Source organism: Macrococcus sp. DPC7161 (assembly GCF_004117835.1).
Classification (GTDB): domain Bacteria; phylum Bacillota; class Bacilli; order Staphylococcales; family Staphylococcaceae; genus SDSC01.
Map to the genome: position 1 here is coordinate 214388 of NZ_SDSC01000003.1, position 24952 is coordinate 239339.

25 protein-coding genes are annotated in these 24952 nt (G+C 30.9%); 6 read left to right on the forward strand and 19 right to left on the reverse strand.

Annotated features, from left to right (window positions below):
* Positions 1-25: 25 nt before the first annotated feature.
* The 10 genes from ER639_RS06425 to ER639_RS06470 form a co-directional block, all read right to left on the reverse strand.
* Entirely contained in the window at positions 26-1870 is a 1845-nt protein-coding gene (locus ER639_RS06425) for a M30 family zinc metallopeptidase (protein ID WP_129064948.1), read from the reverse strand.
* 246 nt (positions 1871-2116) lie between these two features.
* Positions 2117-3727 (reverse strand): peptide ABC transporter substrate-binding protein, encoded by a 1611-nt coding sequence (locus tag ER639_RS06430; protein ID WP_483306230.1) that lies wholly within the window; start codon positions 3725-3727, stop codon positions 2117-2119.
* Positions 3728-3877: 150 nt separating this feature from the next.
* Positions 3878-4780 (reverse strand): N-acetylglucosaminidase, encoded by a 903-nt coding sequence (locus ER639_RS06435; RefSeq protein WP_129064949.1) that lies wholly within the window; start codon positions 4778-4780, stop codon positions 3878-3880.
* Between the two features lie 472 nt (positions 4781-5252).
* The gene (locus ER639_RS06440; protein ID WP_129064950.1) at positions 5253-5999 is read right to left on the reverse strand and encodes a metal-binding protein ZinT; all 747 of its coding nucleotides are present in this window, start codon (positions 5997-5999) and stop codon (positions 5253-5255) included.
* Between the two features lie 82 nt (positions 6000-6081).
* The gene (locus ER639_RS06445; RefSeq protein WP_129064951.1) at positions 6082-6585 is read right to left on the reverse strand and encodes a hypothetical protein; all 504 of its coding nucleotides are present in this window, start codon (positions 6583-6585) and stop codon (positions 6082-6084) included.
* Between the two features lie 82 nt (positions 6586-6667).
* Complete coding sequence (locus tag ER639_RS06450; RefSeq protein ID WP_129064952.1) at positions 6668-8290, reverse strand: glycoside hydrolase family 13 protein; 1623 nt, start codon at positions 8288-8290, stop codon at positions 6668-6670.
* A gap of 141 nt (positions 8291-8431) precedes the next feature.
* Positions 8432-8965: a GrpB family protein gene (locus ER639_RS06455; protein WP_129064953.1), complete on the reverse strand. Its 534-nt coding sequence runs from the start codon at positions 8963-8965 to the stop codon at positions 8432-8434.
* Complete coding sequence (locus tag ER639_RS06460; protein ID WP_129064954.1) at positions 8966-9349, reverse strand: HIT family protein; 384 nt, start codon at positions 9347-9349, stop codon at positions 8966-8968. It lies immediately after the preceding gene.
* Between the two features lie 117 nt (positions 9350-9466).
* Positions 9467-10615 carry a 5-methyltetrahydropteroyltriglutamate--homocysteine S-methyltransferase gene (locus tag ER639_RS06465; RefSeq protein ID WP_129064955.1) on the reverse strand — a complete coding sequence of 383 codons (1149 nt, stop codon included), beginning with the start codon at positions 10613-10615 and terminating at the stop codon, positions 9467-9469.
* A gap of 426 nt (positions 10616-11041) precedes the next feature.
* Entirely contained in the window at positions 11042-11560 is a 519-nt protein-coding gene (locus ER639_RS06470; protein ID WP_129064956.1) for a hypothetical protein, read from the reverse strand.
* Between the two features lie 151 nt (positions 11561-11711).
* Here ER639_RS06470 and ER639_RS06475 point away from each other — a divergent pair, with 151 nt between their 5' ends.
* Together ER639_RS06475 and ER639_RS06480 are read left to right on the forward strand one after the other, a co-directional pair.
* Entirely contained in the window at positions 11712-12905 is a 1194-nt protein-coding gene (locus ER639_RS06475; protein WP_129064957.1) for a DUF418 domain-containing protein, read from the forward strand.
* Positions 12906-13015: 110 nt separating this feature from the next.
* A complete protein-coding gene (locus tag ER639_RS06480) occupies positions 13016-13207 on the forward strand; it encodes a hypothetical protein (RefSeq protein ID WP_129064958.1) in 192 nt (63 codons plus the stop codon).
* 37 nt (positions 13208-13244) lie between these two features.
* Here ER639_RS06480 and ER639_RS06485 read toward each other — a convergent pair whose 3' ends face one another.
* The 9 genes from ER639_RS06485 to ER639_RS06525 form a co-directional block, all read right to left on the reverse strand.
* On the reverse strand, positions 13245-13571 hold the full coding sequence (locus tag ER639_RS06485) for a hypothetical protein (protein ID WP_129064959.1): 327 nt from the start codon (positions 13569-13571) through the stop codon (positions 13245-13247).
* Between the two features lie 10 nt (positions 13572-13581).
* The gene (locus ER639_RS06490; RefSeq protein ID WP_129064960.1) at positions 13582-14151 is read right to left on the reverse strand and encodes a hypothetical protein; all 570 of its coding nucleotides are present in this window, start codon (positions 14149-14151) and stop codon (positions 13582-13584) included.
* Between the two features lie 107 nt (positions 14152-14258).
* Complete coding sequence (locus ER639_RS06495) at positions 14259-15539, reverse strand: LlaJI family restriction endonuclease (protein WP_164993375.1); 1281 nt, start codon at positions 15537-15539, stop codon at positions 14259-14261.
* On the reverse strand, positions 15532-17358 hold the full coding sequence (locus tag ER639_RS06500) for an McrB family protein (protein ID WP_129064962.1): 1827 nt from the start codon (positions 17356-17358) through the stop codon (positions 15532-15534). Before ER639_RS06500 ends, ER639_RS06495 begins: the two co-directional genes overlap by 8 nt.
* Before the next feature lie 14 nt (positions 17359-17372).
* Positions 17373-18602 (reverse strand): DNA cytosine methyltransferase, encoded by a 1230-nt coding sequence (locus tag ER639_RS06505; protein ID WP_129064963.1) that lies wholly within the window; start codon positions 18600-18602, stop codon positions 17373-17375.
* Positions 18589-19881 carry a DNA cytosine methyltransferase gene (locus tag ER639_RS06510; RefSeq protein WP_240664003.1) on the reverse strand — a complete coding sequence of 431 codons (1293 nt, stop codon included), beginning with the start codon at positions 19879-19881 and terminating at the stop codon, positions 18589-18591. The genes ER639_RS06505 and ER639_RS06510 overlap by 14 nt, the downstream gene beginning before the upstream one ends.
* Positions 19882-20067: 186 nt before the next feature.
* Positions 20068-20391 (reverse strand): DUF3139 domain-containing protein, encoded by a 324-nt coding sequence (locus ER639_RS06515; protein ID WP_129064964.1) that lies wholly within the window; start codon positions 20389-20391, stop codon positions 20068-20070.
* Between the two features lie 14 nt (positions 20392-20405).
* Positions 20406-20624 carry a hypothetical protein gene (locus ER639_RS06520; RefSeq protein WP_129064965.1) on the reverse strand — a complete coding sequence of 73 codons (219 nt, stop codon included), beginning with the start codon at positions 20622-20624 and terminating at the stop codon, positions 20406-20408.
* Between the two features lie 106 nt (positions 20625-20730).
* Positions 20731-21441: a transaldolase gene (locus ER639_RS06525; protein WP_129064966.1), complete on the reverse strand. Its 711-nt coding sequence runs from the start codon at positions 21439-21441 to the stop codon at positions 20731-20733.
* A gap of 160 nt (positions 21442-21601) precedes the next feature.
* Between ER639_RS06525 and ER639_RS06530 the strand changes: the two genes are divergently transcribed.
* From ER639_RS06530 to ER639_RS06545, 4 genes are all read left to right on the forward strand, one after another.
* Entirely contained in the window at positions 21602-21904 is a 303-nt protein-coding gene (locus ER639_RS06530) for a hypothetical protein (protein WP_129064967.1), read from the forward strand.
* A gap of 40 nt (positions 21905-21944) precedes the next feature.
* On the forward strand, positions 21945-22295 hold the full coding sequence (locus ER639_RS06535) for a fluoride efflux transporter FluC (RefSeq protein WP_129064968.1): 351 nt from the start codon (positions 21945-21947) through the stop codon (positions 22293-22295).
* Entirely contained in the window at positions 22292-22606 is a 315-nt protein-coding gene (locus tag ER639_RS06540) for a fluoride efflux transporter FluC (RefSeq protein WP_129064969.1), read from the forward strand. The genes ER639_RS06535 and ER639_RS06540 overlap by 4 nt, the downstream gene beginning before the upstream one ends.
* A 100-nt stretch (positions 22607-22706) precedes the next feature.
* Complete coding sequence (locus tag ER639_RS06545; RefSeq protein WP_240664004.1) at positions 22707-24725, forward strand: 5'-nucleotidase C-terminal domain-containing protein; 2019 nt, start codon at positions 22707-22709, stop codon at positions 24723-24725.
* Positions 24726-24952 lie beyond the last annotated feature (227 nt).

Consider the following 24952-nt stretch of genomic DNA (forward strand, 5'->3'; position numbering starts at 1 on the left):
TTCACATGGGCATTTTGTCGTCTATTTATTTTACTTTTGTGTAAGTGATGTGTTGACCTTTTGATGTTGGTTCTTTAAAGTTTGCTAAATCATTTACTTTAATTGCTACTGACGCTTGTGGTAATAATGATGTTGGTACGCGGTCAGCATATAATGTTCTTAAATGTTGGAATTCTGGTTCACTACCTAAGCTGTATTTTCCTGATTTGTCATGTTTGATTAACGCAATACGGAAGTCTGTCATAAATGAACCTAATGATTTTGTTGGACTTACATATTTATGTACGATTGCTTGTAATGCTTCTTCAGTTGTTCCTTTATGTGCAATTACTTCTTTATAAACTCTATCACCAATACCTGCTTGTTCATTTAAATATTGACCAAATAAATATGATAAAGAGTAGTTCGATAATGTATCACCATAATTTGACCAGTTTGTTAATGAATGTCCATTTTGAATTGAACGTGCATTATTGTAGTAGTCAATACGGTCTTGAATTGGTCCTTGGTAAATGTGCTCAGCAGCCATTGAGAATGCTTCGTTTAAGTATGTATCCATTTCAGAGTTTTGGATGATTTCTTTTTGGTTGTAATTCACCATGTGTTGGAACTCATGCGCTACTGTTGAGTAAATTTTAGTAACGTCTTTTGGTTCAGATGCTGGGTAACCCATTGATGGATATGTATCCATGTAGAAGATTTCCATGTTGTTTGATCCTTGTGCACCTGCTTTTAAGTCTCCACCGTAGAAGTATCCACCAGTGTATGATTGACTTGTTTTACCGAATCCATCTTGAATATCATATAATAAGATATTTACATGACCATTACCGTCTAAGTCAGATTCTTCACCAAAGTTATCGTGAATTAATGGTACGATTTTTGAATCGTATTCTTTTCCTAATTTTTCAGCATCTGCACGAGTTACATTTCTATCTGCAACCCAAACTAAACCTTTTGTGCCTTTATATTGTAATGTTGCTGTGATTTTTTCTACACGATTTGTTTCAAAGTTAAATGTATTGAATGAACGTGTATCCCCTACATTAACATCTTTAACAATCACACGGTTTTTACTTGTAGAAGGGCGAATTTCTTTACGCGCTTTATCTTCTTCAGACATTTCTACAAGTCTATCGATACGCATTGGTTTTTGTTTTGCAAATAATTTTAAATCTTGCTCAATGATTGAAGCGCTGTTTCTGAATCCAGTATTTTCACTAACTGCATCTGAAGTTGTGTTTTCGTTGTTAACGATAACAGTACCCGGGCCAGATGTTGGCTCTTCTGCAGTTGGTTCCTCAGCAGTAGGCTCCTCACCTGTTGGTTCTTCTGCAGTTGGCTCTTCTGATGTCGGTTCCTCAGCTGTTGGTTCTTCAGTTGCCGCATCTAATTTCATTTTAAATTTTTGTGTTAAATGATCATAAAATTTATTCGCTTCATTTGATGCACCAATTTCTAAATACAATGAGCCGTCATTGCCTTTTACATCTGCAGCATCTAATTCAACTGTAATTTTAGACTCGTTTAAGTATTTTACTTTTGCACTAAAATCTTTTACTTTCTTTAATCCACCATTATTAATGAGTAGTTTGCCGTTAACATACCCTTCTTTAATGATTGAACGAGAACTGTAATTGAAAGTAACCACAACTTTACCGCTTTTGTTTTCAACACTAGCAAGTTCAAGATTGTGTCTTTCATACAAACCATCTCGAATAAGAATACTTTGTCCTTCGCTTAAAGTGTTGTAGCCAGAAACTTCTGCTTTAGTCGTTTCTGCATGTACTAAACTCATGCCTGCTACCGGTGAAACAAGTAATGATGTTGCAATAATTGCACTGCCGAAATTCTTAGAAAACTTTTTCACAAAATCCACTCCATTTTTCTATATTTTTATAAAACAAAATGATTCCTATGCATTATTATATTGAAATACCATGCAAGTGTAAATAGAAAATTTGTAAAATTTCATTAATTTAAAATATTATATTAATTAAATTTTATATAAAATAAACATAATCAAATAAAAAACCACCTAAATACAAGTGTTTAGATGGTTAAAAATATTATTATTTTATATTAAATGAATTTTATTTTTTTAAAAGTTTTTTGTTTATTTTTTGATGTATGCTTTATCGTATTGATAAATGTTTGAGCTGTTCGTCAATACATCTTTCACATAAGTTTTTTGTAAATAAGCAGATCCACGTTGAATCACTGGAATCGTATGTGCTTCTTCCAATAACATCGTACTCGCTTCTCCTAAAGCTTTCCAACGCGCTTTAGGGTCTTTTAATAATGGCCCTTTTGCGTCTTCAATCAACTGATCGTATTTAGCATCTTTGTAATTTGTATTTGTTTGTTTACTCCAGAATAAATCTAAAAATGTCATTGGATCCGCATAGTCAGGGAACCAGTTTGAATATGATAAATCATAGTCACGTTTATCTTCTAACGCTAATTTCTGTTTAAATGGCTGCATTTTAATTTTAACTGTCAAACCATCTAAATTTTTTTCTAATTGTTCTTTAAAGAATTCCGCATCTGTTTTTGCAGTTTCTTGGTCAGTCGTTAATAATTCAATTGTGATTTTATCTTCTCCTAACTCTTGTTTTGCCTTCTTCCAATATTCTTTTGCCGCATTTGTATCATATTTTAAAATATCGCCACCAGCAATTTTTGAGAAATCCGTATCATCTGGCCCTTTATATACATCTTTAGGTGTGATTTGATTTGCCGGCACTGATCCATTTTTTAAGTTCTTATCAACATAACTTTGCTTATCAATCGACTTCGCAATGGCTAAACGTACATTTTTATTCGCTAAGTATTTGTTTTTGTGGTTCACTTTAAAATAGCTCATCGCTGCTGTTAATTCTGTTTTAAAGTCTGGTTTGTCTTTATATTTTTCAACGTTATCACTTGAAATACCTACAGAATCAATTTTATCTGTATCATATAAATTCAGTCCTGTTTGAACATCTTTTACAACGCGGTAATTGATGCCCTCTAACTTCACAACTTTTTTATTCCAATACTTATCATTTTTAACCAATTTAAAGCTGTCTTCTGTTTTCCATTCCGTCATTTTAAATGGACCATTATAGACTGCTTTTTTAGCATCCGTACCATATTTATCACCATATTTTTTTGCCACTTTTTCATTTTTCGGCATAAATGTACCGAATGATAATAGCCCTTCAAAATACGGTTGAACATTTTTCAATTTAATTTGTAAAGTGTGATCATCAATAGCTTTAACACCTAATGAATTCACATCTTTTTTCCCCTCATTGATGTCTTGTGCATTTTCAATATCAAACATAATGAATGCATATTCTGAACCTGTTTTTGGATTCACCACTTCACGCCATGCATAAACAAAATCATTTGCAGTAACAGGGTCACCGTTACTCCATTTTGCATCTTTACGTAATTTGATAGTCCAAGTTTTTTTATCTTTAGACTTTTCAGGTTCACCCACTGCTAATGCAGGAACTGGTTTTGTATTTTTATCCAATCGATATAAACCTTCGTAAACATTTTCAAACGTTTGAAAACTTACCATATCGGTTGCAAGTGATGGATTCATAGATGGAATATCTGCTGTAGTTGATAAATTTAATACTTGCCCCTCTGTTTTTGACCCGCCTCCAGAACATGCTGCAAGCAAGGTTGACGCTGATAATACGACTGATGATAGCATAACTAATTTTTTATTCAAATGAATTCCCCCTTAAAAAATTGATTGCTTACAACAATGATAAATGGTTTATCTCATTAAATCAATAAAATTTTTAGAAAATTCTGTTTAATGTATAAAAATAATCATTTTGTAATATTCATTCTTTTGGAAACAAAAGAAAAACCATGCCTAATTTGCATGGTTTTCATCTAAATCTTTCTTATTAATTGTATGATTCTTGTAATAATATCTTGTGAAGTATTTCCCTTTTAATCCTAGCTTCTTATAATCTAGTGCCATCATTTTCGCATTATGATGCGCCCACATCACATCAGTAGCATATTGATGTTTACCAGGATTCATTGGATTAAAACGCATACCATAAAGCGTATCTTGGTAAGGCTTATTTAAAAATTCCTCTTTAATAAACTTCGCACCGCCCATAATCGCTTTTTCAGGTGTATCCCATCCATGTTCCTTAGCAAACAAAGCACCCTCTTTAAGAGGATTATGATCATAAGCAGCAATACCAAAGAAATTATAATATTTCTTACCTTTACCAATTTTATTATCATCACTTACCTTAACACCTTGAGCCAACTGACTTTTACCCTTCCCAGTTTCTAAAATTGCATGTTCAATCAAATAAATTTCATTAACATCTTCAATCTTACTCGCTTTAGAAAAAGTCACACCTTGATTTTCAAGAATCCCTTTGCCTTTGAGAAGCTCATTTAAATCATTAGGATGAATCTTTTGAGCCATTCCTAAATTTAAAAATTGTAACTTTTGAACAGGGTCATTATACAATTGATCTGGTTTTAAATATTGATCAATGTGTCTTTGCTTAGATGGCAACCATTTTACACCATTAGAAACAACAGGACTGGCTTTTTGTTGTTTTTGAAGCGCACTTTCATAAGTAAACGGTACACCCACCTTATAATCACGCATCTTAGCTTCTTGTGATTTAATTGCTTGTATTATAAGTAAATAAATAATGAATACAATAACACAAAGTATTAAAACTAATATCATTTTATTACGAATTTCAATTTGTTTCGCTTCTTTCTTCGTTAACTTTTTAGCCATTTTATTTCTCCATGTTTTAAATAAATTTAAAAGGGTATTATTACACCATACCCCTTTAACATATACGCCCGCACTTATGTGCGGGCTACTTTTTTCTATTATAAGGTAATTTTACGGGTGATGATATGATAAATTTTGATGATATTTGTGGTTAGTCCTGGTTTAGATGGATGGTTTGTGGTGAAATGTCTTATAAATCTTTTTTAATAGACATTTCGTAACAAATCTTAATTTATCTTCTCATCAAATGTCCGAAATTCATCATATTTTTGGACATTTACATCTATATTCTCAGTATACCTTTCATCAAATGTCCGAAATTCATCATATCTTCGGACATTTACATCTATATTCCCAGAATATCTATTGTTTTAGGTAAAGATGAACACACATTAAGACTTACAGTCGGTTTAGGTACAGTGAATATCGATAAAGAATAAAAAAACGACCCAATTGAATTGGGTCGTTTCTATTAGTGTGCCAACATTTCGTGTTCGATTTCTTCGCCACTCATATCACTTGGGTAGTATGTTGGCCAGTGTTCTAATTCTTTTAATAATTCAGCACGATCATCACCCATGTAAATATGGAAGTGTAATGCTTTTTCTGGTGCGATGATGTGGTCTGAGAATTGGATGAATTTCGGTGCTTTATCATCACCTTCAGTTTTCTTGAAGATGAATCTTACACCGCGGTTACCTTTTTCATAAGTTAAAATTTCTTTACCATCATATTTGTATGTACCAGCAACTTTATCTTTACCTTTATGGAATGTGATTTTGTCGCCTTCGATATCAATTTTACTTACATCCGTTTTGTAACCAGTTGTATAGTATTCTTTATATTCTTTCGCAGTTTTAGAACTGTCTTTCTTCGCTTTCGCTTCAAATACATGATCTAAAGTACCATCTTGTAAGTAAGGATAAACTGATTGCCATTTACCTTCCCAATCTGATAATTCACGGTCTTTAACTTGGCTATCTTCAAAGTAACCTTCGTAAATCTTTTTCTCTTCTTTTGTCATAGCACCGTGGTCATGACCGTGCTCATGTGCATGCTCGTGTTCGTGCTCATGTTCATGTTTATGCTCATCTTTGTGTGCAGTTTCTTTTTTCGTTTCAGTTTTTGTTTCTTCTTTAGCAGGTTTATCATTTGAACATCCTACTAATAATGTAGCAACCGCCACAGCTGAGATTGATTTTACTAAATATTTATTCATTATATACTCCTTTTCCGAAATCATTTCGTTTTAAATCTTATCTTAATTGAAATTTATTGTCAATAGGAGTTAATACGATTTATTATTTATTAACCTTAAACTGTATGATGCGATTCGTTGTTATATCTGATACTGAAGGTTCTGTTTGAAACGGTTTATTTTCTTTAAGTCCAATATAATATGTAATGGTCTTACCGTTTATTTTATCTGTTTGCATTTTTCCTTTAGAACCTGTATCAAATGGTACATCTTGAGATACAAATTTAACTCTAAAGCGATTATTTTCATCATAAACATAACCCATTGCGATGTACTCTTTATCACTGCTACGTTTTTTGTTATAACTTACTACTATCGGCATTGTAGATTCTTCGTCAATACCAAAAATACTCACATCATTTAAAAACTGATACTGATTAATACGTTTAATGTCCGCAATTAAGCTTTCTTCAGTTTTGTATGATTTTTGCTCAATATTACTCACCGTATATCGATTCATATCAAACTGTTTTTGCCAAATAAAAATCGAAATAAAAATAACTAAAAAAATGCCCGTACTATAAAGTAACTTTTTTGAAGTATCCATACCCTATCCCCTTTTGTATAATTTTATTTATTATACAAATATTCACAAAATTACACCCTTAATAATACCTTAATTTCTATAGTTATTTTTTATACTTAATCAACATCATTGCCTCATATGGTTCTAAAAACAATTCATCTTTTTCAAATTTCACTTCAACATCATTATGTACAATTACTTCATAATCCGCTAAATCATCCATTTGCGTAGTTACACGTGCCTTATGGTTAAAGAAATTACACACGACTAATACTTCCTCTGATGCATCACTTCTTGTATAAGCAAAGACATGTGGATTTTCTTTATCAATTTCGTTAAACTTTCCAAATCGAATGACACGATGGTTTTTACGAGCTTCAATAAGTTGCTGGTATGTATAAAACACAGAATTCGAATCTTCTAATGCACTCGCCACATTAATTACTTTATAATTAGGGTTCACTTTCATCCAAGGCGTACCTTCAGTAAATCCAGCATACGCCCCATCATTCCATTGCATCGGTGTTCTCGCATTGTCACGGCCTTTCGTTTGCAAACTCTTTAATACCGCTTCCTTATCATAACCATTAGCCAATCTTTCTTTTATTAAATTTTGTGCTTCAATATCTAAATAATCATCGAAATCATCAAAGTATGCATTCGTCATACCAATTTCTTCACCTTGATAAATATACGGTGTCCCTTTCATACCATGAAGTAAAATCGCTAACATCTTTGCACTCTTCTCACGATATTCACCATCATTTCCCCATCGAGACACTATTCTCGGTAAGTCATGATTGTTCCAAAATAAACTGTTCCAACCATTATCATTTAAAGCATATTGCCATTTCGAAAATACAGACTTTAACTGCATAAAATTTAATGTTCTTAAATCCCATTTACTTTTGCCAGGAACTTCATCTAATCCAATTTGCTCAAATTGAAAAATCATTGATAATTCATGACGCTCAGGGTCACTATATAACAATGCATTATCCAGCGTTGCACCCCAAGTTTCACCGACAGTTAATAAATCTTTATCTTTAAACGTTGCGGCGCTCATTTCTTGTAAATAATCATGTAACTTCGGACCATTTTCCATGATACCTTCAAATGGCTGTTTACCAATCAAATCAATAACATCCATTCTAAATCCTGCAATCCCTTTATCAATCCAGAAATTCATCATGTCATAAATCGCTTGACGCATTGATTCATTTTCCCAATTTAAATCAGGTTGCTCTACCGCAAAATTATGAAGATAATATAAATCCAAACTCGGTACATATTCCCATGCAGAACCACCAAATACACTCTTTAATCCCGTATCTTCTTTAGACCAAATAAAATAATCAAAATAAGGACTCTCTTCACCCTTTAAAGCATCTTGAAACCATGCATGTTGATCACTCACATGATTTACAACTAAATCCATGATGACTTTAATACCATGTGAACGACATACCTCAAATAAACGTTCCACATCTGCTAAACTACCGTATTGTGGATTCACTTCATAATAATCACTGATATCATAGCCATTATCTACATCAGGTGATTGAAATACAGGATTTAACCAAATCACATCAATACCAAGTTGCTTCAAATAAGGAACACGTGCAATTATCCCTTCAATATCACCAATACCATCACCATTACTATCCTGAAAACTCTTAGGATATACTTGATACACAACGCTAGAATGCCACCATTTTCCCTCCATAAATCTCACTCCTCACCTTTTGTATATAACATATCACAATTAAGCTTCTCGCGATTTCAAAGAATTTAACAAAAATAAAAACAAATTAAACTATAAAGCAAAAACGGATTATTCGAAAAATCGAATAATCCGTTTTCTATTTTATGATTTACCATCAAACCAAAACATCGCCTCATCTGTAAACCGTTGAACCAACTCATGCTTACCATCTATATAACCTTCAATATTAAATGGATATTTTACAGCTAAATCTTCCTTTAAATCACCATAAGCCTTAGCCTTATTAGGATGGTGAATTAAATAATCTCGAAAAGCAATATGACGATTAATTTCATATTCATTCGTAACATCATAGATATGCACATGCACTAAATGCTTCGTACCATCTTTCTTACTAAAATAGCGCCTACCAATAATACCATTCTCACCATGTACCGAATATCCCTTAGACTCAAACAAAGAATTAAAATGATCAATACACTCAATATCTCGAACAACCACCAAAACATCAATCGTCGGTTTAGCACTTAAACCAGGAATAGAAGTACTCCCAATATGTTCAACCTTCAAAACTTCATTCCCTATAATAGATAGTATTATATCCTTCTCACTATTAAATTGATCAATCCACTTTTCATCATACGGTACAACCTCGACTTTACGTAATTCAGCCATTTATCTTAACAACCCCTTAAATCTCTCTAAATCTAAGTCTATCGATACAACTGATAGACCATCCCAAAATTCATCTTCTTTATATCTCGGAATAACATGCACATGAAAATGGGTGCCAGTGTCCATGGCATTGCCATTATTTCTTGCGATGGTTGTCGCATAACAATACATTTGACTTTCAAATACTTCAATTAACTTACGCTCAACGCTCACTAAATCCATTAATACTTCCTCAGGCAATTCTAAGTAATTCATATAATGTGCTTTAGAAATAATTAATACATGACCTGCTTGTATTGGATCGATATCAAATACGACTTTAAAATGTTCTGATTCATAAATGATTTGAGATTCTAAAATGTCATGACAAAATATACAATGCATAAAATCACCTACCAATAGTAAAAATCAAAATATAAATAACAAATATTATTTACCATTATATATGTTCTAAACAAATAAAAACACATACACGTTGTGCATGTGTTTATAAATATTCATCTATAAATTATTCGGCCATACTTCTTCAGCGATACGTTTCACTAACTCAAGTTTCTTCCATTGGTCTTCTTCTGTTAATAAATTTCCTTCTTCAGTTGAAGCGAAGCCGCATTGTGGGCTTAGACTAAGTCTTTCTAATGGAATGTATTTTGAAGCTTCTAATATTCTTTCCTTAATTGCATTTTCATCTTCAAGTTCAGGAAATTTAGAAGTGATCAAACCAAGGACCACTTTTTTATCGCCACTAACCTTTGCTAACGGTTCAAATCCACCAGCACGGTCTGTATCATATTCTAAATAATATGTATCAACATTTTCTCTACCAAATAGATGATCTGCAACTTTATCATACGGGCCGCTTGAAGCATAATCCGATTGATAGTTGCCTCGACAAACATGCGTATTTACAACTAAATCATCCGGTAAACCTTCAAGGACACGATTATTAATTTCAAGAAGTTCATCCTTTAATTGATCTAACGATTTATGCGTTCTGTTTCCTACGCCATGAATCTTTTGGACCGTTTCTTCTTTCAAATGTATACCCCAAGAACAGTCATCTAATTGAAGTAATCGACATCCTGCTTGATATAAATCATCAATCACCGTTTTGTAAGTTGATACAATATCATCAAATAATTCACGCTCATCTGGATACACCGCTTCTACCGACTCCTTCACACCAGGACGCGTCAGCTCAACCAAAAGTTGTGCAGGTGCAGGAATTGTTTGCTTTACAATCACATTGCTCGGTGCATGATTATAAACAAATTTGAAATCCTCAACAAAAGGGTGACGTTCACCACTAATCTTATCTATAAATTTCACACTATCAGCACGCGTTTCAACCTTATTAAACAAATACCCTTGTTCAAGTAATTGCTGTTCAATACCATTAAAGCCAAAGAAAAAGTCTAAATGCCAATAGCTTCTTCTAAATTCACCATCTGTTACAACGTTATAACCTAAGTGAATAAGTTTATTAATTAATAAAGAAATTTGTTGATCCTCAACCTCACGTAAAGCCTCCTTAGAAATCTCACCCTTCTTAAACTGCTCACGTGCTTGCTTTAAAGGAGCAGGTCTTAAGAAACTGCCTACGTAATCGAACTTTTGTAATTTTACTTTTTGATTTGTTTGTGTTGTCATTGATAATTCCTCCAGTACCGTTAATTTGAAATTTCATAGCTATTACATACATGTCATACATATCAGATTCCATAAAAAAATCCCCACACTCCTTTAATGTCTATTAAAGGGTGAAGAGACTCCACGGTACCACCTTTGTTCATGTAATTATCACTAATTACACCTCATTAAGTACTCAATAATGAATACTCTGGCATTGATAACGAGTGCCAAATCTCGACATCACCTACTAGAAAACATCGTTCAGATCGTGCAAAAGCGGCCATTTTTCGACAAAATTCAAATACTTCATCCCACCAACAGAAGCTCTCTTAAAAAATCCTTAAGTCTACTTTTCCTCTTTATAAGCTTTGAATATTAAATTATTAACATTATAATCAGATTGTTTTGAATTGTCAAATAAATTTATAAATTAATAAATCCTTTTTAATTTAAATCCTTAACATCTATTTGAACCACGTATCCTTTTGAATCTAAAAATGTCGTATCTTGATCAAATGGAGCTTTAGATTTCTTACCAAAATAATATTTAACTTGGCTATTATTGACATTAATTTTATTTAAAATGATTTTTTTACTATCATTTAAATCGAAATCTGTAGCAAGTACTTTCACTTTATACATGTTTTTATATGGATAAATTAAATATAGATTAAACTTTGGATTATAAGGCTTTTCATCTTGATCACACGAAACTAAAATTGCATTCATACCATTTTTCAAAGGGCGGTCTTGAGTAGCATAAATATCTTTATTCAATTGATATTGTCTTAAATCATCAATTGATAATTCATTACTACTTAATTCCATTCTTTCAATATCAGCAATTTCTTCTTTCGTCTTTTTTACATCATTCATCTTAAAAGTATCGGTGAACAATAATATCATCACTGAAATAAAAATTAACAACAATAATCCAATAAAACTCTTGAATTTAGTATCCATTACTAACCCCTTCTTTCGTAATCATTACAGTTATTATAATACAATGGCTAATTTATTAATATATCAATATTACAAAATTTCCTAAATAACATTGAATTTACAACTATATAACTGTAAAATAAAACAGACTTTAACAAAAAAGGAGTACATTATGAATCGTATCAAAGTAGTAGACAGTTTAAGAGGATTTAGTTTATTCGGCATCTTATTAGCCAATTTATTAATCTTTCAGTACGGCATGCATGGCGCACATTATCCTTATTTCTATAAACTCAATGCTTTCAATACAGCACTTGTAGAAATCGTTCAAACCTTTATTGTAGGTAGTTTCTTACCTATCTTTGCGATATTATTTGGATTTGGTATTGTAAAAATGAGCGAAAGTTTAAACAGACGAGGATATAGAATAAAGCGTGCACTATTTAGAAGAGGCATCATTTTATTAACCATTGGCATAATACATGCACAATATTTCTTCCAAGGTGACATACTCTACTTATATGGCAGCAGCTTATTGCTAATATTCTGGATGACGAAATTTAGAATCAGAACATATATCATTTCCATTATCGTGTGTATAGCACTTCTCATGGGTATTGGTATGCAATTACCTAAAGATACACTCAATAGTATCGATAATTCTATGGGTGCATCATTTCTTACAGAAGAACAATATAACTTTTTAAAAGAAGAACTCAAAGTCATGAAAACAGGCACACTTGAAGAAAGATCCGCATTTACATCTGAATTCGATGACCCTTTCTTTGACTTAGATGAAACTCAAATACTTATTATTATTCCATTAATCATCTTTTCAACATTACCACTATTTATCGTAGGGATGATATTTGCGAAAAATAGATTCTTTGAAACACCAAACACAAAAGTAAAAAAGATATACATATGGCTAACACCAGTATTTATCATCATAAAATATTTATCATTAAAAAATTCATCAAACGAATTCTTATCATCTATCAGCATATTCTCGATGGATTTACTAGCAGTATCATATATGTGTATATTCATAAAACTATATCATCAATATCACCACAAAAAAATATTCAAACAATTTGAAGCAGTAGGTAAGTTATCATTAACAAACTATATACTACAATCCGTATTTCACAGCTTCATATACTACGGATCAGGCTTACAACGATTTGGTGACAGTAACTTTTTACTATCACTCATCATCGCCATAACATTCTTTATCTTACAACTTTATTTAAGCAGTCTTTACATCAAACATATAAAAATTGGCCCATTAGAATACATCACAAGAGTCATCACCTATTGGACATTTAAGCCAAAGAAAATAAATAGAGCAATAGTTGAAAATTAAGGTGAGATTAAGGGTAATTTCTTAAGAACCATTGTAAAATAGGATTAGTTATAAAAATACTTTATATGTAAAAATAAATTCGATTTGTATTGAAATCAATGGGGGAAATTATGAAAATATTAAATGGCATCTTCTTTGCACTAACCATTCTGTTCTTTGGACTACTCGTTTCAACCTATTTTGGCAATCATTATTTCGATGGCAATAACAGAATCATTATTTATATTGGATTCTTTGGTTCACTGATAATTTCAAATATATTAGATCGAAAAATTAAAAAAGCAAAACTTGATAGTAAATAAAAACAAAGAACGATCTCAAAAATTTTGAGATCGTTCTTTATTCATACTGATTATATTTAGGTAATCTTTTAAAGAAAATAGTAATAACCAATCCGACTATCAAACCACAAAATATTCTAAACAAGAAGTGATCAATTTGAGTGAAAGCAATCATAAAGACTAAACTGTAAACATAATGCATCAAAAGAAATCGCCAATAATCTTTACCATCAATCATGTAGTCCTTTTTCTCCCACAAAAAGATAAAAAGAATTAACAAATCAATAACAATCAAAAACTCCACACCACTACCTGATACACTTGGGAATATAAATGCATAGAACCCATTAACAAATAATAAAATCGCAAAGAACAAATAATTCATCCAGTCACCCCTAATCCCTCGGTTTAACACCAACATAAGTGCCATGATCCTTTAAATAAAAAACAAAGTCACAACGAACACCAGGAATCCTATGTTTAGATACCACAAAATCATAACTCAAATCATGAATTAACTGCATAAAGACGAGTTCTTTATTAGAATTATGTTCAAAATTAGAATGTCTAGAATTGCCATCTACAAACAGTTTATATTTATCATCAACTTGTTCAATAAAAAAAGGAGAAAGATTAATACGTGTTGGATGATCATTAGCATACTTAAAAGAAATAAAACCAGGAGAAATCATTAAATGTTTCGCACGATCACGTGACGTGATATAAACCTTATGAGAAACAATATCCTTACCTTCCTTATTCACAAACGCCTCACCAAACGCATCAGCCGCTTCTTGAGGAGAATCATATAACTCTCCATCCACCTTCATAGGCAATTGAGCATAGAATACATCAACATCAGGCTTATCAAAATGATTTACCCTATCATATTCCCACCAAACAATAAAACCAATAATAATAGCCACAACACAAAGCAACCATAACCCTTTTTTCTTTAAACTCATTATATATCCCCTTAAAAGTTGTTATTCTTATAAAATATATTATAAGGAAATATTGAGCAAATTGGAAGATGATAGGAAAAATGAGTTTGATAATTTTTTACAAAGAATTATTTTAGATATAATTCCATAAGATATTTTATTTGAAAATATTGTTCAGATATTTTCATATCAGTATTCATTTCATCTCTATTATATATAGAATTAAATAAAAAATGAGTTCTTTTATTCTTTTCATCGTCCATCTCACGCTCAGTAGGTAAGAGTAATAAATTGTACGTTTTAATTGTTTCATTTATTTTTACTTGATCGTGTTTAGATAAGAAATAATATGAAGCTTGTTTATAGTTTAAACCCTTAATCTCGTTATAATACTTGGCATCTAATATCAACTTGTATCCCTCTGAGACATAATAATAATCAGGCTCAAGTTTATAATTAGTTCCTGTAGATTTCATATCAACAATTAAGCTTCCTTTTTTGAATGACTTTCTTTCACTATTTTTAATATCATTAAACATTAAAAATCCGTCTTCATCCATCTCCTCAAAATAATTCTCTAAATAATTTTCAAGGATTTTTTCCCAAACTAAATTAAAAGTTTTAATAGATAATTTAATTGTTTTATTTCCAACATTTTCATGATTAAAGAAGTCAATTAAATTCAATATCAGTTTTCTTTGAGAATCCTTAAATGTTTTGTTTAACTCTTCTCTTAAATGCACAACTATTTTATTTCTATTTTCCCAATTTATTTCTTTATATTTATAGTCTATTTTATCTAAATTTAAAAATATTGATAGCTTATCAATTGTAGAGTTAATTGCATAGGCCATACATTCACTAATAAAAACTGTATTATTTTTATTTTTATCAACAACAAATGGAGAATATATAATATTTCTTTTAGATAATATTATGGGTGATTTCTTAATGGTTTTATTCCAATTTATTTTTCCACTTAAACCAAACTTGCTCTCTTTTTCTTCATTATAAAAAAGACCAAACTTTTTATAATATTCATATATATCAAAAAAAGCCTTCATTGGATAATTCTCATTTATTTCTTTATTTAGACCTATTGAAGCTATTGATTTATCTAATGAACTTTTTCTAATATTATTAAATAATAACTTCATATAATATTTTATTTTTTTTAGATTTTCCTCTTGATAATAGTTTAATGATTCAATTTCCTCTTCATTGAAAAAGTGTTTTGGAAAACTAATAATTATATTTTCTTCATTAATTATAAAACCAACAAAATTAGTTATTAATTTATTATCAAATTCTTTAAAATCCTCATATCCAAATGAATTTCTAAATTGTTTTTCAAATGATTTACTTACTGAAATACCATCTTGAATAATATAAAAATTATATTTATTCACTTTCTCCACCATGTTTGCTTACATGAGATAATTCCAATTCTAAAAATCTTTTAAATTCCTTTGAAAATAATTCATTTGGTTTATCTTTATCATCATTAAAACACGAGTATGCCTGGCTAAAACTATTAATATCTTTATCAAACAAAGAAATTTCAGAGTACGAAGCACCCTTAATATCATTCCATAAATATTGTAATAACTTATTTTTTATCTGATTATCATTATATTTTTTATACTCAGGTATAGGGTCACCATTACTATCTAATTTGAACTTTAAGAAAAATTGTCCTAATTGTTTATCTTCTGATAATGCTAATCCTTCGTTACTATCACTAACTATAAATTTGTTTAAAGCTTTGATAAAAGTAGTCCAACTATATTCTTCACCTAAAATTGAAAACTGATAATCATTTAAATATTTTGTTTTTGATTCGTTTTCAATTAACTTATTAGCATCAACATATTCAAATTCAAACCTTCTCTTGAAAGCAGTATCCATAACAAATACGTTTTGATCACTAGTATTTACCGTTCCAACGATAAATAAATTTCTCGGAATGTACAATTTTTCAATAACCTTATTTTCTAATTTTTTATTAATGTAATTAGTTATAAGTGAGTTGTTGATTCTATATTCACTTTCTCCATTCTCATCTCTATCTAATAATTGGAACAAATCACCAAATACAGCTGCAACATTTGCTCTACTCATTTCTTCTAAAATAAGAAAAACAGGTTCATTTTCTTTTTCATATGCTCTTAACACAGAATCAGTAAAAACTTGTGGAACAAAATCATATTGAATTGAATTAGATCCATCATTTTCTTCTTTTACTATTGGCATAACTTGACCAACAAAGTCATGATAAGAATACTCAGGGTGTAATGTAGTTCTGAAAACATTCGGGTGATTTTCTTTATCACTATAGGAAGGTATACCATTTGATTTTATAAATTCTTTAATGTTATATGATTTACCTGTTCCCGGTGCTCCAAAATAAATAATGTTATTACCCAATGTATCTAGTTCTAATTTTTCTTCTTCACCCATACCATAAAATACTCTTGTTAATAAATTAAAATACATCGAATTTTCTACTTTAGTAATATATGATGCATAATTCTCTTGATTTAATAGGTATTCCTTTACTTCTTCTTTATTAGCATTTTGGTATTTTAAATTGCACATTTCCAAAATTAAATGTGAACTAAATGGTTTATTAATTTCTAGGTTTTTATTTTCATTTATTCTAAAAAAATATGTACTATTTAGAAAATTATAAAGTTGTCCAATAGATTGAATATAATTCGAGTCATTTATATCTACATTTGAATTTACATGATACAAATTAATTAATTCAGATTTGCTAACTTCAGTTTTGTTTTGTTCTAATAGATACTTTGCTAGTTCATATAAAGGATGTAAATAGCCATAGTCTTTTATATACTCAAAACAATTTAAACAAAATCTACTTACAAGGTCTCTAATAGTAGTTTTACCGTAAAAGACTTCCCATGCAACATTACTTAAATCTAAATTACTATTTTTCCATATACCAACTTCTAAGCCAATTGTGTATTGTCGCTCAAATTGTTTATAAGTATTTTCATCATTACCATATGAACCTTTCCCCTTTTTTTGATTCATTTCAAAGTAATATTTTATTTTATCCGAAATCACCATTTTTTTATCAGATTCATTATCTAATTCAGTCCATGCTGATGCCATTATAAAAGAAAGTAATTTCTCATTTATTTGAGTTCTTGCAACTCTATCAAAATATAAATATTTTTTATCTTCTTTACCAATCAACCCCATTGTGTCCTCTCCTTTTATAATTCTAATAACTCTAAAATCGCTAAAGATAATCTTCTAGCAAATTCCGGTGGCACAGCATTTCCAATCATTTTATATTGATTTCCTCTAGTAGATAAAAATTCAAAGTCATCAGGAAAAGATTGTAATCTTGCAGCCTCTCGTACTGTTAATGTTCTTTTTTGTTCTGGATCATAATGAATAAATCTTAATCCATCTTTATGCAGATGCGCTGTTATTGTAGTACTTGGCATATCTTTTCTAAGAACGTGATATTTATGCACCTTTGAATTTCCTCCAGTTGCTTTATTATAAATCTCATTTAGTTTATCAGCTTTTTGAAATTGGTTCTTACCAGAATAGATATCCTCTGTTAATAAACCAAATATCTCAACATCACGTGAATTTTGATATCGTGCAACATGCCCCCAATTAGGATCAAGATTTTTTGGCAGTGAATGAGACTGTTTTCCAATACCATTTATAAAAATTTCGTTTTTTAATGGATATAGTGGGGGCAAATCATCAATAGCATCAAATACAGTTTTAATATTTCTTTCTTTGTACTTTGTCAAAATATTATCATAGAAATGAATTAATTTTTTTTGGATTTCTTCTGATGAAGTATTTGTTTTTTTCATTCCTACCAAAATAACACGCTTTCTATTTTGAGGAACTCCATATTCGCTCATATTTATTAATGCATGATTTTTAATATCTTCTACAATTTCATAATTAATTTTATTTACATCTTTTCTTATTAAATCAACAATAGGTGTACCATCAGGCATAGCTGAAAGCATTCCAGGAACATTTTCAAAAACAAATAGTTCTGGTTGATATCTTTCTACTGTCTTTAGGTAATATTCAAATAAATAATTGCGATAATCATTTTTCATTCCATATTTATCTTTTGTTCGACCAGCTTGTGAATACGCTTGGCAAGGTGGCCCTCCAATTATCACATCGGTTTGATTTTTAGCAAAAAAATCTAATCCAAATGAATAACCGAATTTTTCATCAGTAAATCCTTCAAATAATTCTTCAGTTCTTTGCATATCAAACCATATGACACTTTGATCTGCATCTGATATTTTCCATTTTGTCTTTAAACGATGTCTAAGCGTTTCTATTGGTGCCTTTTCCCATTCAACTGAAGCCACTGGATGGTACATTCCAGATTGAAGAAAGCCTTCTAACAATCCTCCAGCACCTGAAAATAAATCAACTACATTATATTTTTTCATTTTCTAATACCTCTTTAACTTTTACAGCTATAGCCTTTCCTAACAATGGTGGAACAGCATTACCAACTTGTCTATACTGTTCTTGTTTATTCCCATAAAATATAAAATCATCTGGAAATGATTGTAGTCTCGCATTTTCTCTAACAGTTGGTATTCTGTTCCACTTATAGTGAAAATGAGTTCTATGTCCTGTATCAATTGTTCTAGATGGTTTTTTACTATGATATCTTGTTAGTGCTTCATTATATTTAAATACTCTTTTTTCTAAAATTTCTTTGGGTAATGATTTATAATTTTTACCTTCGGGTACTAATGATATTAATTTTTTTGTTTCTACAGTATGATTCGTAGGAATATGATTATGAATTATAGTTGAGTTTTTTCTCATTAATTCCTGATACGAAGATTGTGGTTCATTTTCATATTCAAATATTTGACCCAAAGAACAATCCGTAGCATTTTCTAAAGTCGGTAAATCACTTATTGCATCCTCACAATTAATATAATCAGATTCATTAATCTGTGGTACTGGATAACTAAATTTATTTTTAAATTGATCCTTTAACAACATAATAAAAAATACTCTTTTTCTAATTTGCGGAACTCCATAATCTGGTGCATATAAAATTTTAGGTGACATAACATCATATCCTATTGAAGAAAAATCTTCTATTACACGCTTAGCACCAGCACCATTATACAAAGTTAACATACCTGGTACATTTTCTAATACAATTACTTTTGGTTTTAAACGTGATGCGGCCTTAACCATTGCAGTATATAAAACATTTCTTTCATCAAATTCTTCTCTTTTTCCCGCTAAGGAAAAACCTTGACATGGTGGTCCACCAACTAACACATCAACAGTAATATTTTTATTTTCTACATAATCAACAATTGTATTAATATTGTCATGATTAAATAAATCTAATTTCAAAATTTCAGAATTTCCATGGTTTTCTTTAAAAGTTTTTAATGCTGCATCATCAAAATCTATTCCTAGAACAACATTAAAACCCGCATCCATAAATCCTCTTGAAAGACCTCCTGCACCTGAAAATAAATCTATAACATTAAATAATTTATTGTTTATATTAGAAATATCTTGTTTTTTTCTTTCAAGACCATATTCAAGGCACTCTCTTATTCTATCCTGGTCACTCTTTCCAGTAAATGACATTTCTAACTGACTAAATACTTCAGTGGGTATTTTAATTTTAATTTCTTTGCCATTAATTGCACTTCTACCTGCGCCTGGTCTATTTCCACCTCTTGACACTTTTTATCCTCCTTTTGATTAAAGTCCTTTTAATCAATAATTAATATTAACAATACGAAGAATAATAGTAAATACATATACACAAATTTCAAAAGAAAATTCAAGTCGTACCAGAAATAATCCTATTTCCTAATGAGATGTAAGTTATTTATTTAAAATAAAAAGCACTGCCACCAGTGCTTTTTATTAATCATTAAGTTTTGTAGAATACTTTCCTTCAACTTCACCATATTCACCATAAGATATTGAAAGTACTTTATCATTTATATCTCTTATGTACATTTCATATTCTAGCCCCGAATCATTTTTAAATATGATTTGTTCGTAAAATTCATTAGTCTTAAAATCATACTTCATTTCTCTTGTTTTCACTTGTTCAATTGCATGATTACTTTCTAAGTATTCATCTATCGTATTATGAACTTGTGCTCTTTTATAGAAAATAAAGATTGAAAATATTAGTATTAATAATATGATGAATCCAATTACTTTTTTCAAAGGTTTATACATTGTATCACCCTTTATTAATGCATTTCTTTACTTTGTTCTTTTTCTTTTAATTCTTTCTCTAATAATGCAATACGCTTTTTAAGTTCTTCTTTTTGGAGTTGTTCTAATTCGATTTTACTATGTGTTTTAACTCTTAGATCATGGAAGAATCTACGAATTCCCCATCCTATTGTAACTGCTATCCATCCAAATAATAAATATAGTGCGATTAGCCATATGATTTCAAAGTCCATTGTGTGTCACTTCCTTATTTTATAAATCGTTGTGATTCTTATTATAGCATACAAAAACCAGCCGACACGTTGTATCGGCTGGTTTCTTTTATCGATTTATATTTAATTATAATAAGCTTAATCCACTTGATTGAATGTCTTTCGCGAATCCTTTAACTGTATCTACTGATAATTCATTGATATCGCGTCCGATGTTTTTGATTTTCTTTACAACGTCTCCAGGGCATGTGATGATGTCGCATCCGATTTCATCTGCTTGTATCACGTTATATAATTCACGGCATGATGCCCATAATAATTTAACGCCTTCTTTTTGTCTACATACTTTCACTGATCCACGCATTAATGGCATTGGATCTACTCCTGTATCTGCAATGCGTCCTGCAAATACTGATACGTATGTTTCAACACCTGGTTTCACTGCTGCTACGATTTCTTGTACTTGCTCGATTGTATAAACTGCTGTTACGTTTAATTTAATATCTTGTTCTGATAATTTTTTAATTAACGGAATCATTGATTCGCCTTTTGTATTCACAACTGGAATTTTAACGAATACGTTCTCACCAAATGTTTTAATAATCTGTGCTTCTTTCTCCATTGTTTCCATGTCATCGCCAAATACTTCGAATGAGATTGATGCATCTGGAATTGCTTTTACCGCTTCTTCTGCAAATTTCTTATAATCTGTCACTCCAGCTTTAGCCATTAATGATGGATTTGTTGTAAATCCGTCTACTTCTTTGTTTTGGTAAGCTGATTTCATTTGTTCGATATCTGCTCCATCTGCAAATACTTGTACGTTTAAGTTTTTCATAATTTTCCTCCTAGGGTTTTATTCTCTTTATTTTTATCATACTCTGCTTGTTTATTCTACTAAATGCACTTCTTTATTGGCAATGTCTAGTATATTATATTTATCTATTTTGTGTTAAAATATATCCATTATATTAGTTGAGTTTTTACTTGGAGGCCATATGAAAGCAAATAAGTATTTATATAGTTCGATTTTTTTTATTTTATTATCTTTTTTTTGTAGTGCATTTAATCCGTTAATGGGTAATTTATTTGGTTCGATTACTTCTATTATTTTATTCACTGGTATTGTAAACAGTATTTTATTAATTGTGAGTATTATTTTAAGTGATATGGCTTTAAAGCGTCGTGCTGATTTGAGTACGGGTGCTTTGAAGTTTGCCAAATGGATGCCTTTAATTATTTTTATTGTGATTATGTTTCATTTGTTTGTAACTTTAAAGATGTTTGGTATTATTTTTTAACTGGATGTGATAGCATTCAGTTTTTTTATTTGGAGGTTCTATGCAATATTTATGGATTGTTGTTTTGAGTATTCTTGGTGCATTAAGTCGTTATGGTGTGAGTGTTTTATTTGCGGATACGAAGTTTCAGACTGTATTTGTTAATTTACTCGGTGCATTTTTGCTTGGCTATTGTGTGAAGTGTTTTGAACGTATCCATTGGTCTACTGCTTTGAAGACTGGGATTTCGACTGGTTTTTTAGGGAGTTTTACGACGTTCAGTACATTTAGTTTAGAGGTCGTTCATTTTATACAGTCTGGTGATGTGCTGTTGTTAAGTCTGTATTTATTCATCACGATGGTCGGTGGTTTAATTTGTACTGTGTTTGGCATGAAAGTAGGTGCGAAATGATTGGTATTATATTGGGTGCCCCGATTGGTGCGCTATTAAGATTTTGGATGAGTAAATGGAATGGTCATTTTCCAATTGCGACGTTATTGATTAATTTGATAGGTGCATTTTTGATTGGTATTGTTAGCGTTCATTTTAAGGAATGGTATTTATTTTTGGCGATTGGTATTTTAGGAAGTTTTACAACTTTCTCTACGATGAATGTTGAAATTGTGAAACTTTATCATTCAAATCGCCGTTATTGTTATTATTATTTTGGTTTAAGTTATGTACTAGGCCCTATATTATGTTGGATTGGTACAATGTTTTAACAATTTGTAAATTTTATTTAATTTTTTAATTAAGAAGCAATTGTTTCACGGATTTTCTTATATAATATAAAGGTAATTTATATTTTTAAGGAGGAATACTGTGAAGCGACTTGTTTCTTTTTTATTTGTTTCAATGGTAAGTGTATCTTGTGCTAGTAGTTTACACGCTGCAACAGATACAAATGCAACACAAGTTCAGCCAAGTTCTACTTCAACAACGGCTACGACTTCAACACCTGTTAAGATCTTGCATACGAATGATATGCACGGCAGAATGGATGCTGAAGATGGTCGCGTGATTGGTTTGGCTAAAGTAAAGACCATTAAAGATGCAGAAAACCCTACTTTGATGTTAGATAGTGGTGATGCATTCCAAGGGTTACCTTTATCAAATATGACTAAAGGTGATGACATGGCCAAAGCAATGAATGCCGTTGGTTATGATGCAATGACTGTTGGGAATCATGAATTTGACTTTGGTTATGATACTGCTGTTGGTTACAAATCAAAGTTAAACTTCCCTATCGTGTCATCAAACATTGTGAAAGATGGCAAAAATGTATTTGATGGTTCTACGATTATTAATAAGGATGGAAAGCGTTTTGGTATCGTTGGTGTAACAACACCTGAAACAAAAACGAAGACACATCCGAATAACGTCGCTGGTGTAACATTCTTAGATCCTGTAGAAAGTGTTACTAAAGAAATGATGCGTATTCAACCAAATGTTGATGCATTCATCATTTTAAGTCACTTAGGGATTGACCCATCAACACAAGAAAACTGGCGCGGTGATTATTTAACAAAGCAAATTGCAGCGAATAAAGCGTTTAACCGTTCTATCGTTGTTTTAGATGGTCACTCACATTCAGTCATTGAAAATGGACAATTAATTCAAAATGCTTTATTAACACAAACAGGTACAGCATTAGCGAATATTGGTAAAGTTACATTTGATTTAAATGGCCAAACTGCTACTAATCTTAAGGCTTCAATGATTAAAGAAGCTGATACAAAAGCAATCGCTCAAGATGCAACTGTTAAAGCAATTGTTGATCAGGCGAAAGACAAATATACAAAAGCAACAAGTGAAGTTGTTTTCCATAATGATGTTGTATTAAATGGAGAACGTGATTATGTTCGTACTGGTGAAACAAATTTAGGTAATGCAATTACTGATGCAATGTTATCATACAGCCAAAATGGCTTTGACACACCTGGCGATTTCGCCGTAACAAACGGTGGTGGTATCCGTGCTTCAATCGATGCAAACAAAGATGTAACAATTGGTGATATCATTAAAGTTTTACCATTCGGTAATACAATTACTCAAATCGATGTTACTGGTGAGAATATTTATAAAATGTTCGAACATAGTTTAAGTGCACCAACTGAAACGAAAGATGGTGTTACTAAATTAACTGCAAGTGGTGGTTTATTGCATGTTTCTGATTCAATTAAAGTACACTATGATTTATCTAAACCAAGTGGTGAACGTGTATTTTATATTGAAATTTATGACAAGAATTTAAAACGCTTTGTCGCTTTAGACAAATCAAAAACATACCATATGGTTACAAACGACTTTACAGCAGTTGGTGGCGATGGTTATACAATGTTAGGTGGTAAACGCCAAGAAGGACCATCATTAGATGCCGTATTCCGTCAATTCTTAAAGTCAGCAGATTTATCTAAATATGCTAATAGTGAAGCAACACGTTTATTAGCAGGAGATGCGAGCAAGTTTGAAATGCCTTCAACAGAAGAGACTACTGAACCTGAAGTAGAAGAAGGTAACACAAATGAAGAAACAAACGCTACTGAAGATGATCAAGTGATTGAAGAAACAAACACAGATGACGAAATCACTTCAGAAGAAGAAGTTACAGCAACTGAGCCTGTATCTTCTACAGACCAATCAATTAATGTAACACCAGTATCAACACATGTTACAAAAGCTGAAACAACAGAAAAATCTGTTGAATCTAAACATAATAATGTTGTTACAATGACTTCAAGTGAAAAAGAATTACCTTCTACAGGTGAACATTCTCACCCAGAAGTTGCAATCATTCCATTAGGATTAGGTTTATATTTATTAAGAAGAAAATCAGCTTAATATGAATGAAAAAACGACGAAACGATTAAATCATTTTTGAATTTAACGTTACGTCGTTTTTTTTGGTTTTTATTTGCTTTTTTTTATGCCTCACTGGCTAGTATTTAACGAATACTAGCTACTCAGCAGCAATTTTGACTATTTTTATACCCCACTGGCTAGTATTTAACGAATACTAGCTACTCGGCAGCATTTTCGGCTATTTTTACGCCCCACTGGCTAGTATT